The organism is Micromonospora sp. WMMB235 (genome assembly GCF_001855515.1).
In the GTDB taxonomy this organism is placed as follows: Bacteria; Actinomycetota; Actinomycetes; order Mycobacteriales; family Micromonosporaceae; genus Micromonospora; species Micromonospora aurantiaca.
In genome coordinates, this window is the sequence record NZ_MDRX01000001.1 from 3,235,763 (window position 1) to 3,247,824 (window position 12,062).

The following is a 12,062-nucleotide window of genomic DNA, read 5'->3' on the forward strand; positions in this document are numbered from 1 at the left end:
AAGGGCCCCTTGTTAACGCATTCGGTAGAGGAAGGGTCCCTTCCTAACGGGTTCCGGAAGCTGTGGGACGAGATCGCGCCGATCGGGCGCGACGAGGGCAGCAGCGGCTACCTGCGCTACGCACTGACCGAACCGGAGCTGCGGCTGCGGGAGTGGTTCCACAACCAGGCCGACGCCCGCGGGATGCCGGTTCAACAGGACGGCAACGGCAACCTGTTCGCCTGGTGGGGCGACCCCGAGACCGGCGGCGCCGTGCTCACCGGCAGCCACTTCGACTCGGTGCCGCACGGCGGCGCGTACGACGGTCCGCTCGGCATCGTCAGCGCGCTCCTCGCCGTGGACGAGCTGCGGGCCGCGGGCGTCACCCCGGACCGGCCGGTGGTGGTGGCCGCGTTCGTGGAGGAGGAGGGCGCGCGGTTCGGCGTACCCTGCCTGGGGTCTCGGCTGCTCACCGGCGAGATCGACGTCGACCGCGCGGCCGGGCTGCGCGACCAGGCCGGGACGACCTTCGCCGAGGCGCTCGGCGAGCGGCCGGCGGGCGCCGACCCGGCGCTGCTTGGCCGCTTCGCGGCCTTCGTGGAGCTGCACGTCGAGCAGGGCCGCGCGCTGGTCGACCTGGACGCGCCGGTCGCGGTGGCCTCCGCGATCTGGCCGCACGGCCGGTGGCGGTTCGACTTCACCGGCGAGGGCAACCACGCGGGTACGACACGGATGGCCGACCGCCGCGACCCGATGCTCACCTACGCGTTCACTGTGCTGGCGGCGAACAAGGAGGCCCGGCTGCGCGACGCGCACGCCACAGTCGGCCGGGTGTCGGTCGAGCCGAACGCCACGAACGCGATCCCGTCCCGGGTCACCGGCTGGCTGGACGCGCGGGCGGCCGAGGCGGAGACGCTGTACGGTCTGGTCGAGGCGGTACGCACCAAGGCCGCCGACCGGGCCGGCCGCGACGGCACCGCGCTGACCTGCACGCAGGAGTCGGCGACCCCGCTCGTCGCGTTCGACCGCGGGCTGGCCGACCGGCTGGCCGCGCTGCTCGACGCGCCGGTGCTGCCCACCGGCGCCGGGCACGACGCGGGCGTGCTGGCGGCGCACCTGCCCACCGCGATGCTGTTCGTGCGCAACCCGACCGGGGTGTCGCACTCCCCCGCCGAGGCGGCCACCGACGCCGACTGCGCCGCCGGGGTGGCCGCCCTGGCCCGGGTGCTGGAGGAGCTGGCATGCCGCTGACCCGCTGGCTGGCCGAGTACGCCTGGCTGCCCGACCGCGCCGAGCCCACCCGGGACGTGCTGATCGAGGCGACCGACGGGCGGCTCACCGCGGTCACCCCGCTGACCGTGGACGGTCCGCCGACCGCCGGGGTCGAGGTGCTCGGCGACGCGGTCCGGCTGCCCGGCCTGACGGTGCCCGGCCTGGCAAACGCTCACTCGCACGCGTTCCACCGGGCGCTGCGCGGGCGCACCCACGACGGGCGCGGCGACTTCTGGTCCTGGCGCAGCCTGATGTACGCCGTCGCGATCCGGCTCGACCCCGATTCCTACCTGGCGCTGGCCCGCGCCGTGTACGCGGAGATGGCGCTGGCCGGGATCACCTGCGTGGGCGAGTTCCACTACCTGCACCACGGTCCCGGCGGCACCCCGTACGACGACCCGAACGCCATGTCCGCCGCGCTCGTGGAGGCCGCCGCGCACGCCGGGATCCGGCTCACGCTGCTGGACACCGCGTACCTGGCCGGGGGCGTGGACGGTGCGCCGCTGGCCGGGCCGCAGCGCCGGTTCGGCGACGGCGACGCGCTGCGCTGGGCGGAGCGGGTGGACGCGTTCCGCCCGTCCGACGACCACGTCCGGCTCGGCGCGGCCATCCACTCGGTGCGCGCGGTCCCGGCCGGGCAGCTCGCCACGGTGGCCGGCTGGGCCGACCGCAACGGACTGCCGCTGCACGTGCACCTGTCCGAGCAGCCGGCCGAGAACGACGCCTGCCGGGCCGTGCACGGGTGCACCCCGACGCGGCTGCTGGCCGACCACGGCGTGCTCGGCCCGCACACCACAGCCGTGCACGCCACCCACCCGACCGCCGCCGACGTGGCGCTGCTCGGCGACAGCCGTACCCGGGTCTGCGTCTGCCCCACCACCGAACGCGACCTGGCCGACGGGGTCGGCCCGGTACGCCGGATGGCCGACGCGGGCAGCCCGCTGAGCCTGGGCAGCGACAGTCACGCCGTGGTGGACCTGTTCGAGGAGGCCCGCGCGCTGGAGATGGACGAGCGACTGCGTACCCGCAGGCGGGGGCACTTCACGCCGGCCGAGCTGCTCACCGCCGCCACCGTCGGCGGGCACGCCGCGCTGGGCTGGGGCGACGCCGGCCGGCTCGCCGTCGGGCAGCGGGCCGACCTGGTCACGGTACGGCTCGACAGCGCCCGCACCGCCGGGGTGCCGCCGGTCGGCGCGTTCTTCGCCGCCACCGCCGCGGACGTGACGAGCGTCGTGGTGGACGGCCGGCCCGTGGTGGACGGCGGCCGGCACCTGACCGTGGACGTACCCACCGAGCTGCGGGACGCGATCGCGGCGGTGACCGCGAAGGAGGACTCGTGACGCGCGGCAGCCTGCTCGTCGACCACATCGGCGAGCTGGTCACCAACGACGGCCGCGACGGCGACCCGCTCGGCATCCGCCGCGACGCCGCGCTGCTCATCTCCGACGGCGAGGTGGCCTGGACCGGTCCGGCCCGGCACGCGCCGGCCGCCGACCGGCGGATCGACGCCGGTGGCGCCGCGGTGCTGCCCGGCTTCGTGGACAGCCACGCCCACCTGGTCTTCGCCGGGGACCGGGCCGCCGAGTTCGCCGCCCGGATGGCCGGCGAGCCCTACACCGGCGGCGGCATCAGGACCACAGTCGGCGCCACCCGCGCGGCCTCCGACGACGACCTGCGCGCCACAGTGGGCAGGCTGCACGCGGAGATGCTGCGGCAGGGCACCACCACCGTCGAGATCAAGAGCGGGTACGGCCTGAACGTCGCCGACGAGGCCCGCTCACTGCGGATCGCCGCCGAGTTCACAGGCGACACCACGTTCCTCGGCGCGCACGTGGTCCCGGCCGAGTACGCCGACCGCCCGGACGACTACGTGGGCCTGGTGTGCGGGCCGATGCTCGCCGCCGCCGCGCCGTACGCCCGCTGGATCGACGTGTTCTGCGAGCGGGGCGCGTTCGACGCCGACCACGCCCGCGCGATCCTCGCCTGCGGGCAGGCCGCCGGTCTGGGCGTACGGCTGCACGCCAACCAGCTCGGTCCCGGGCCGGGCGTCCGGCTCGGCGTGGAGATGGGCGCGGCCAGCGTCGACCACTGCACCCACCTGACCGACGCCGACATCGACGCGCTGGCCGGCTCGGAGACTGTCGCCACACTGCTGCCCGGCGCCGAGTTCTCCACCCGGTCGCCGTACCCGGACGCCCGGCGGCTGCTCGACGCGGGCGTCACAGTCGCGCTCGCCACCGACTGCAACCCCGGCTCGTCGTACACGTCGTCGATGCCGTTCTGCGTCGCGCTCGCCGTACGCGAGATGCGGATGACCCCGGCGGAGGCGGTGTGGGCCGCGACCGCCGGCGGGGCGGCGGCGCTGCGCCGCACCGACGTGGGGCGGCTGACCCCCGGGGCGCGGGCCGACCTGATCGTCCTCGACGCCCCGTCCCACCTGCACCTGGCCTACCGGCCGGGCGTGCCACTGATCCGCCAGGTCCTGCACAACGGAGTACCGCGATGACCACAGTGACCATCCTGTCCACCGGCGTCACAGCCGCCGACGTGCTCGCGGTGGCCCGCGGCACCGCCAAGGTCGTGCTCGACCCGGCCGCCACCGAGGCGATGGCGACCTCCCGGTCCATCGTGGACCGCATCGAGGCGGCCGGCCGCCCGGTGTACGGCGTCTCCACCGGCTTCGGTGCCCTCGCCAACACGTTCGTCGCCCCGGAGCGCCGGGCCGAGCTTCAGCACGCGCTGATCCGCTCGCACGCCGCCGGGGTGGGCGCGCCGATGCCGCGCGAGGTGGTACGCGCCATGATGCTGCTGCGGGTCCGCTCGCTGGCGCTCGGCCGCTCCGGGGTCCGTCCGCTGGTCGCCGAGGCGCTCGTGGACCTGCTCAACCACGAGGTCACCCCGTGGGTGCCCGAGCACGGCTCGCTCGGCGCGTCCGGCGACCTGGCGCCGCTGGCGCACTGCGCGCTGGTGCTGCTCGGTGAGGGCTGGGTGCTCGGCCCGGCCGGTGACCGCCTCCCGGCCGCCGACGCGCTGCGCCGGGTCGGGCTGAAGCCGGTGTCACTCGCCGCCAAGGAAGGGCTGGCGCTGATCAACGGCACCGACGGCATGCTCGGCATGCTGCTGCTCGCCGTCTCCGACGCCCGGCACCTGTTCGCCATGGCGGACGTGACGGCGGCGCTGGCCATCGAGGCGATGCTCGGCTCGGAGCGGCCGTTCCTGCCCGAGCTGCACGCGATCCGCCCGCATCCCGGTCAGGCCGCGTCGGCGGCGAACATCCACCGGCTGTTGCAGGGCTCGGCGGTGATGGACTCGCACCGCGACGACCTGGCGCACGCGGTGCAGGACGCGTACTCGATGCGCTGCGCCCCGCAGGTCGCCGGCGCGGCCCGGGACACGCTCGACTTCGTCGAGGTGGTGGCCGGCCGGGAGCTGCTGTCGGTGGTGGACAACCCGGTGGTGCTGCCGGACGGGCGGGTCGAGTCGACCGGGAACTTCCACGGCGCGCCGCTCGGCTTCGCCGCCGACTACCTCGCCATCGCCGCCGCCGAGGTGGGCGCCATCGCCGAGCGCCGGGTGGACCGGCTGCTGGACGTCACCCGTTCCCGGGAACTGCCCGCGTTCCTGTCGCCGGACGCCGGGGTGAACTCGGGCCTGATGATCGCCCAGTACACCGCCGCCGGGATCGTGGCGGAGAACCGCCGGCTGGCCGCGCCCGCCTCGGTCGACTCGCTGCCCACCAGTGGCATGCAGGAGGACCACGTCTCGATGGGCTGGGCGGCCACCAAGAAGCTGCGCACCGTGCTGGACAACCTGACCAGCCTGCTCGCGGTGGAGCTGCTGGCGGCCGTACGCGGACTCCAGCTCCGCGCGCCGCTGACGCCGTCACCGGCCGGACGGGCGGCGCTCGACACGCTCGGCCGCACCATCGGCGAGCCGGGACCGGACGTGTTCCTCGCGCCGCTGATGGAGGCCGCGCGCGAGGTGGTACGCGGCCCGGAGCTGCGCGCGGCGATCGAACGGGAGATCGGCCCGCTCGCCTGAGCGGGCCGGTCCGGCGTTCTTCGGGTGCCCGGTCGGCGCTGCGGCCGGGTGCCCGGTGGGGGCGGGTCAGGCGGCGGGTGGAAGCACCTTCGCGACCAGCTTGGCCAGTTCCCGCAGCGCCTTGCCACGGTGGCTGACCGCGTCCTTCTCCTCGGGCGTCAGCTCCGCGTTGGTGCGCTCCTGCCCGTCGCCCAGGAAGATCGGGTCGTAGCCGAAGCCGCCGTCGCCGCGCGGCGCGCGCAGCAGCCGGCCGGACTGGCGGCCGTCGACCAGGTGCTCCTTGCCGCCGGGCAGCACCAGCGCGACGGTGCAGACGAACGCGGCGCCCCGGTGCTCGTCCGGCACGTCGGCGACCTGGTCCAGCACGAGCTGGAGGTTGGCCCGGTCGTCGCCGTGCCCCCCGGACCAGCGGGCGCTGAACACACCCGGCATGCCGTTGAGGGCGTCCACCGCCAGCCCGGAGTCGTCGGCGATGGTCGGCAGGCCGGTACGCCGGCAGCCCTCCCGCGCCTTGATCAGCGCGTTCTCGCCGAACGTGAGGCCGGTCTCGGGCAGCTCCGGGTACTCCTCGACGTCGTCGAGGCCGAGCAGGGCGATCCGGTGCGCGCCGAGCGCGCCGTCCAGGATCCGCTGGAGTTCGACCAGCTTCTTCCGGTTCCGGGTGGCGAGCAGGACCTTGTTCATGACGAGAGCGCCTTCCGCTGCGCGTCGGCCAGTTCCAGGCAGCCCGCCACGCCCAGGTCGAGCAGCGCGTCGAGCTGGTCGCGGGCGAAGACACCCGCCTCACCGGTGCCCTGCACCTCGACGAAGTCGCCGGTGCCGGTGCAGACCACGTTCATGTCGACCTCGGCGGTGACGTCCTCGGCGTAGCAGAGGTCGAGCATCGGCTCGCCGCCGATCACGCCGACGCTCACCGCGGCCACCGAGCGGTGCATCACCTTCTCCACCTTGCCGGCCAGCGCCTTGCGCTCGGCCAGCCAGGTCACCGCGTCGTGCAGCGCGACGTAGGCACCGGTGATCGCGGCGGTACGGGTACCGCCGTCGGCTTGGAGCACGTCGCAGTCCAGCACGATCGAGTTCTCGCCGAGCGCCTTGAGATCGACGCAGGCGCGCAGGCTGCGGCCGATCAGCCGGGAGATCTCGTGGGTCCGGCCGCCGACCTTGCCGCGGACGCTCTCCCGGTCCGAGCGGGTGTTCGTGGCACGGGGCAGCATCGCGTACTCGGCGGTCACCCAGCCCAGCCCGGAGCCCTTGCGCCAGCGGGGCACGCCTTCGGTGACGCTCGCCGTGCAGAGGACCCGGGTCGCGCCGAACTCGACGAGCACCGAGCCCTCCGGGTGGGTGCTCCAGCCCCGGGTCAGGGTCACCGGTCGGAGTTGGTCGGGTTGCCGCCCGTCAGGTCGCGCCATGCCTGCACCCTATGCGGTGCGGTGATCGCACCGCCCGCGGGTGCCCGCCGACACGACAGGGCCGCCGCCGGGCTCAGACCTCGTAGCAGGCGCCGGGCCGGACCACGTCCAGCGGCCCGGCGTACGCCCCGGCCGCCGCCTCCACCGTCTGCGACTCGCTGCCCCAGGCGGGCACGAGATGGGTGAGCAGGAGGCGTCCCACCCCCGCCTTGGTGGCCGCCTCGCCGGCTTCCCGGCCGGTCAGGTGCAGATCCGGCGGGTTCTCCACGCCGTCCATGTAGCTCGCCTCGCAGAGGAACACGTCGGCGTCCTGGGCCAGGCGCAGCAGCGCCTCACAGGGCGCCGTGTCGGCGGAGTAGCAGAACACCCGGCCGCCGTGCTCCAGCCGCACCCCGTACGTCTCCACCGGGTGGTTCATCCGGTCGACCGTGACGGTGAACGGGCCGATCGGAAACGTGCCCGGCTGGAGGCCGTAGAACTGGTAGACGTCCTCCACCGAGCCCTCCTCCTGCCCGTACGCGGTGGCCAGCCGGTCGGGCGCGCCGGAGGGGGCGTACATCGGCAGGGGCGGGTACGGCCCGTCCGGAGCGTACCGGCGTACCACCACGTAGGACACGGCGTCGAACATGTGGTCGCAGTGCAGGTGGGTGAGGAGGATGGCGTCGGGGGCGTGCAGCCCGACGTAGCGCTGGAGCGTGGAGAGCGAGCCCACGCCGAAGTCGATCAGAAGCCGGAAGCCCTCGGCTTCCATGAGATAGGCCGAACAGGGCGATTCGGGCCCCGGGAAGCTGCCCGCGCAGCCGAGGACGGTCAGTCTCATCCGGTGGCCTCGATCTCACCATGAGTAGTCGATGCGCCGGCGGCGGCTCCGCCGATGATCTCTACCGACGCGCTCGCCACGCTGCGCAGCCTACGCGTCGCCCCGGTCGAGCAAGAATCATCTGCCGGAAGTTGTCATCAACGTGACACCCATACACGTCCGCTCCGGACGAGACCGGCGGTCCGGCCGGCGGGCACGCCACCGACCGGACCGGCCATCGGTCCGTCAGGCCCAGAGCTGACCCTCCAGGGCCTCCTCCGCGTCGGCGAGGGTGCCGCCGTACGCGCCGGTCGACAGGTATTTCCAGCCGCCGTCGCAGACCACGAACGCCACGTCCGCGCGGCGGCCGTCGCGGACCGCCTCGTGCGCCACCGCGAGCGCGGCGTGCAGGATGGCCCCGGTGGAGAACCCGGCGAAGATGCCCTCCACCTCGACGAGCTGCCGGGTACGCAGCACCGCGTCCCGGGTGCCCACGGAGAAGCGGCGGGACAGCACCCCGGCGTCGTACAGCTCGGGCACGTAGCCCTCGTCGATGTTGCGCAGACCGTAGACCAGCTCGCCGTAGCGCGGCTCGGCCGCCACGATCTGGATGCCCTCGACCTTCTCCCGCAGGTAGCGCCCGGTGCCCATGAGCGTTCCCGTGGTGCCCAGCCCGGCCACGAAGTGGGTGATGCCCGGCAGATCCTGGAGCAGCTCCGGCCCCGTCGTCTCGTAGTGCGCCCGGGCGTTCGCCTCGTTGCCGTACTGGTAGAGCATCACCCAGTCCGGGTGCTCGGCGGAGATCTGCTTCGCGGTCGCGACCGCCTGGTTCGAGCCGCCGGCCGCCGGCGAGAAGATGATCTCCGCGCCGTACATGCGGAGCAGTTGCACCCGCTCGGTGGAGACGTTCTCCGGCATCACGCAGACCAGCCGGTAGCCGCGCAGCTTCGCCACCATGGCCAGCGAGATGCCGGTGTTGCCGCTCGTCGGCTCCAGGATCGTGTCACCCGGACGCAGCCGGCCGGACTCCTCGGCCGCGCGCACCATGAACAGGGCCGCGCGGTCCTTGATGCTGCCGGTCGGGTTCCGGTCCTCCAGCTTGGCCCAGAGCCGCACCGGCGGCGCCCCGGCCGGAACCGTCGGCGAGAGCCGGGGCAACCCGACCAGCGGGGTGCCGCCGCAGGCGTCGAGCAGGCTGTCGTACCGCGCCATCGCGGACCCCTCAGCGGGCGGCGCGCGTGGAGACCGCGTGCGAGGCGATCGCCGCGGCGGCCGCGAAGCCGAACGCGCCGCCGGCGACGGCCGGCAGGATGGTCACGCTGTCGCCGTCGTTGAGCTTGGCGTCGAGCGCGCCGAGGAAGCGGACGTCCTCGTCGTTGACGTAGACGTTGACGAACCGGTGCAGCACGCCCGCCTCGGTGACCAGGCGGGCCTTCAGGCCGCCGTGCCGGGAGTCCAGGTCGGCGATCAGGTCGGCGAGCGTGTCGCCGCTGCCCTCGACGACCTTCGCGCCGCCGGTGTAGCTGCGCAGGATGGTGGGGATGCGAACCTCGATGGCCATGGTGTCTCGTGCTCCTCGTTCGGGATCGTGCCAGGTGACGGGAAAAGGAAGGTGCCGGCGCTGAAGGTCAGCGGTCGGAACACTCGTAGTCGACCGTCGCCGGGCTCTGCCCGAACATGTAGGACTGGACGGCGTTCGGATCCACGGCGGCATCCACGATCTCCACCGGTTCCTCGGTGACCACGCCGTCGACGATCCGGAAGGAGCGGATCTCCTCGGTGTCGGGCTCGCGGGTCGAGACGAGCAGGTAGTGCGCGCCCGGCTCGCCGGCGAAGGAGACGTCCGTACGCGACGGGTAGGCCTCCGTCGCGGTGTGCGAGTGGTAGATGACGACCGGTTCCTCGTCGCGGTCGTCCATCTCGCGCCACACCCGCAACTGCTCCATCGAGTCGAACTCGTAGAACGTCATGGAGCGGGCGGCGTTGTCCATCGGGATGTGCCGGGTCGGGGTGTCGCTGCCGACGGGACCGGCGACCACGCCGCACGCCTCGTCCGGGTGGTCCCGACGCGCGTGGGCGACGATCGCGTCGATGATCGACCGGTCGATGCTCAGCACGCCGCCAAGCCTAGCGCCTGGCCGGCCCGGGCGGCGAGGTGGCGACCGTCACCACTCAGTCGATCAGCGCGTTGAGCAGGGACTCCTGGAGATATCCGAGATAGGCGTAGACCGACAGTTGGAACACCCGGGACGAACCCGGGTCCGCGGCCACCGCGTCGTCGAGCTCCTCGCCCAGGTCGGTGCCGTCCTTGATCTCCAGGCGTACGCCCATCGCCAGCCGGGCGTCGTTCAGCGCCCGCAGCCACGCCTCGGCCGCCTCCGCGTCCAGCCGTACCTCGCCACCGGCGTCACCGTCGGGCAGCGCGGCGAGGACGGCGCCCGCCTGGTCGATCTTGCCGGTCTTCAGGTCGCCCTCGGTGTAGCGGCGGAACTCGGCGGTGCCGGCGTCGTCGTCCGGGTAGACGTCGGGGAAGAGCCGCCCGACCACCGGGTCACCGTGGTCGAAGCCGTCGGTCAGCAGGCCGACCACCTCGTTGGCGACCTTGCGCAGCACCCGGACCTCGTCGACCGCGAACGTGGCCACGTAGTGGTCGCCCCGGCGGCGGAACATGCTCATGACCGGTCCACCGTCGCCCAGAGCCCGTACGCATGCAGTTGCGCCGCGTCGTGCTCCATCCGCTCCCGCGCGCCGCTGGAGACCACGGCCTTGCCCTTGTGGTGCACGTCCAGCATGAGCCGCTCCGCCTTCTCCCGGCTGTACCCGAAGAGCTTCTGGAACACCCAGGTCACATACGTCATCAGGTTGACCGGATCGTCCCAGACGATGGTCACCCATGGCCGGTCGGAGACCGGCACCTCTTCGGTGTCCGGCGTCTCGACCGGCGCAACCTGTGGAGCCGCCATGCCCCCCATCGTGCCACCGGATCCGGGGAACCGATGAACCGGAACGGCGCGCGGGTCGTCGTCACCCGCCCGGGCCGCGTACGCGAGCCCGGGTCGCCGTGTGCCGGCGGCGTGGTCAGGCAAGCAGGATGCCGTGGTCGACCGCATCGGCGAGCACCGCGCCCAGCGAGAGACGGATCACCTCGAAGCGGCGGGACACCTCGCGGGACAGTTCGAGTTCGACCTCGCGCAGCGCGCGCTGGGCCCAGGAACGGGCGGCGTTCGGGTCGTTGTTGCCGGGCGCCCGCCAGTGCTGCCAGCAGCCGCCGTTGAGGGCGACACCGACCGGCGGGAGCACCTCGTCACGCTGCGCGCCGGGCAGCCCGGCCAGCGCGTCCAGGGCGCCCGCACCGGTCAGCCCGGCGACCCCGGCCGTGCTGGTCACCAGGAGCACCCGGTCCAGTTCGGGGCCGTCCGGGTGGTCGGCCAGGCCCCAGCGCACCGCGTGGGTGATCCGCCGGCGTACCCCCTCGGCCAGCGGCGCGCCGAACACCCGGGCGGCGGCCTCGTCGACCAGGCCGCGCACGGCCTCGTCGCACTGGGCGGTGGCGAGCAGCGACAGCGCCTCCAGCTCCCGGTCGAGCATCTGCGGCAGGCCGGCGCAGCCGACCCCGAAGACGATCTCCTGCACCACCCGCAGGTGGATGTTGGCCAGTTCCAGGGCGAGGTGCTGGCGGATCCGGCGGGCGCAGGCGCGGGCCTGGCGGTCGATCCGGTCGGCCAGCTCACCCGGCTCGACACCGGCGAGCACCGGCACCCGGCCGTGCGCGCCGGCCGGCACCGGCGGGCGGGCGCTGCCGCGACGCAGCACCTCGTCGGCCGCCCAGCCGACCAGCGCCCGGCGCAGCTGCGGCAGCTCGGCGCGGCGGGCCGGGAACCACCGGGCCGGGGTGAGCGCCGGCACCGCGGCCAGCAGCGCCGCGCGGTGCGCCTCGATCGAGACCGACACCGGGTCGAGCCGCCGGGTGGGCCCGGTCCGGCCGGACGCCGCCCGGTCCTGGGCCTGTGCGCCGTCGCCCGGCGTCGCCGGGCCGGTCACGCCGGGCGTGACGGCGAAGAACACCTCGACCGGGGTACGCGCCACCTCGGCGAGCAGGTGCAGCTCGGCCGCGCTGAACGCCTGGTCGGCGGAGATCACGAAGAGCAGCGCGCCGGCCCGGCCGACGGCGTCGCGCAGCACCCGGCCGCCTGCGACGCCGAGCGTGCCGGTATCAGGCGTGTCGACCACCGCGAAGTGCCGCAGCAGCGGATCGGGCAGGCTCAGTTCGACCCGGCGCGGCGGCCGGGCCAGTGCCGGGCCGGCGGCGAGCGGGTCGGCGCCGTAGGCGTGCGGCTGGCGGTAGCCCGGGACGTACGCGGCGCGGGTGGCGGTGGCGGCGTGCTGGACCAGCAGGTTGCTTCCCGGCGGTACGGCGAGCGTCGCGGCCTCGACCCCGAGCAGGCCGGCGATCAGCTCGCGCCGGTTCGCGCCGGCCGGACCGGCGACGACCACCGCCATCGGCTCGTCCGGGCCGGGCGCGGTCACCCCGAGCCGAGTCGGCAGCGGGGCACATCCGGGGG

At 74.3% G+C, this 12,062-nt stretch carries 13 protein-coding genes; 4 read left to right on the forward strand and 9 right to left on the reverse strand.

Going from position 1 to position 12,062, the window contains the following annotated elements; all coding sequences use genetic code 11:
- The first annotated feature begins 9 nt into the window (after positions 1 to 9).
- Genes BFV98_RS13545 through hutH form a run of 4 tightly spaced genes read left to right on the forward strand, consistent with a single transcriptional unit; the run spans position 10 to position 5,292 of the window.
- On the forward strand, positions 10 to 1,230 hold the full coding sequence (locus BFV98_RS13545) for an allantoate amidohydrolase (RefSeq protein WP_071096535.1): 1,221 nt from the start codon (positions 10 to 12) through the stop codon (positions 1,228 to 1,230).
- Positions 1,227 to 2,591: a formimidoylglutamate deiminase gene (locus tag BFV98_RS13550; RefSeq protein WP_041799179.1), complete on the forward strand. Its 1,365-nt coding sequence runs from the start codon at positions 1,227 to 1,229 to the stop codon at positions 2,589 to 2,591. The genes BFV98_RS13545 and BFV98_RS13550 overlap by 4 nt, the downstream gene beginning before the upstream one ends.
- Complete coding sequence (gene hutI / locus BFV98_RS13555) at positions 2,588 to 3,757, forward strand: imidazolonepropionase (protein WP_071096537.1); 1,170 nt, start codon at positions 2,588 to 2,590, stop codon at positions 3,755 to 3,757. Before BFV98_RS13550 ends, hutI begins: the two co-directional genes overlap by 4 nt.
- Positions 3,754 to 5,292: a histidine ammonia-lyase gene (gene hutH, locus BFV98_RS13560; protein ID WP_071096540.1), complete on the forward strand. Its 1,539-nt coding sequence runs from the start codon at positions 3,754 to 3,756 to the stop codon at positions 5,290 to 5,292. Before hutI ends, hutH begins: the two co-directional genes overlap by 4 nt.
- A 66-nt stretch (positions 5,293 to 5,358) precedes the next feature.
- On the opposite strand, the gene rdgB is transcribed toward hutH, so the two are convergent.
- The 9 genes from rdgB to BFV98_RS13605 all read right to left on the reverse strand — a co-directional run bounded on the left by rdgB (position 5,359) and on the right by BFV98_RS13605 (position 12,027).
- Entirely contained in the window at positions 5,359 to 5,976 is a 618-nt protein-coding gene (gene rdgB, locus BFV98_RS13565) for an RdgB/HAM1 family non-canonical purine NTP pyrophosphatase (protein WP_013284362.1), read from the reverse strand.
- Complete coding sequence (gene rph, locus BFV98_RS13570; RefSeq protein ID WP_013284361.1) at positions 5,973 to 6,701, reverse strand: ribonuclease PH; 729 nt, start codon at positions 6,699 to 6,701, stop codon at positions 5,973 to 5,975. Before rph ends, rdgB begins: the two co-directional genes overlap by 4 nt.
- A 73-nt stretch (positions 6,702 to 6,774) precedes the next feature.
- The gene (locus tag BFV98_RS13575) at positions 6,775 to 7,521 is read right to left on the reverse strand and encodes an MBL fold metallo-hydrolase (RefSeq protein WP_013284360.1); all 747 of its coding nucleotides are present in this window, start codon (positions 7,519 to 7,521) and stop codon (positions 6,775 to 6,777) included.
- Positions 7,522 to 7,746: 225 nt separating this feature from the next.
- Complete coding sequence (locus BFV98_RS13580) at positions 7,747 to 8,712, reverse strand: PLP-dependent cysteine synthase family protein (protein WP_013284359.1); 966 nt, start codon at positions 8,710 to 8,712, stop codon at positions 7,747 to 7,749.
- A gap of 10 nt (positions 8,713 to 8,722) precedes the next feature.
- A complete protein-coding gene (locus BFV98_RS13585; RefSeq protein ID WP_013284358.1) occupies positions 8,723 to 9,061 on the reverse strand; it encodes a MoaD family protein in 339 nt (112 codons plus the stop codon).
- 67 nt (positions 9,062 to 9,128) lie between these two features.
- Positions 9,129 to 9,617, reverse strand: a complete 489-nt coding sequence (locus BFV98_RS13590; RefSeq protein ID WP_013284357.1) for a Mov34/MPN/PAD-1 family protein — start codon at positions 9,615 to 9,617, stop codon at positions 9,129 to 9,131.
- 55 nt (positions 9,618 to 9,672) lie between these two features.
- A complete protein-coding gene (locus tag BFV98_RS13595) occupies positions 9,673 to 10,176 on the reverse strand; it encodes a DUF2017 domain-containing protein (protein ID WP_013284356.1) in 504 nt (167 codons plus the stop codon).
- Positions 10,173 to 10,463 carry an ATP-dependent Clp protease adapter ClpS gene (clpS, locus tag BFV98_RS13600; protein ID WP_018786685.1) on the reverse strand — a complete coding sequence of 97 codons (291 nt, stop codon included), beginning with the start codon at positions 10,461 to 10,463 and terminating at the stop codon, positions 10,173 to 10,175. The genes BFV98_RS13595 and clpS overlap by 4 nt, the downstream gene beginning before the upstream one ends.
- A 115-nt stretch (positions 10,464 to 10,578) precedes the next feature.
- Positions 10,579 to 12,027: a hypothetical protein gene (locus BFV98_RS13605; protein WP_255368100.1), complete on the reverse strand. Its 1,449-nt coding sequence runs from the start codon at positions 12,025 to 12,027 to the stop codon at positions 10,579 to 10,581.
- Between the last annotated feature and the right edge of the window lie 35 nt (positions 12,028 to 12,062).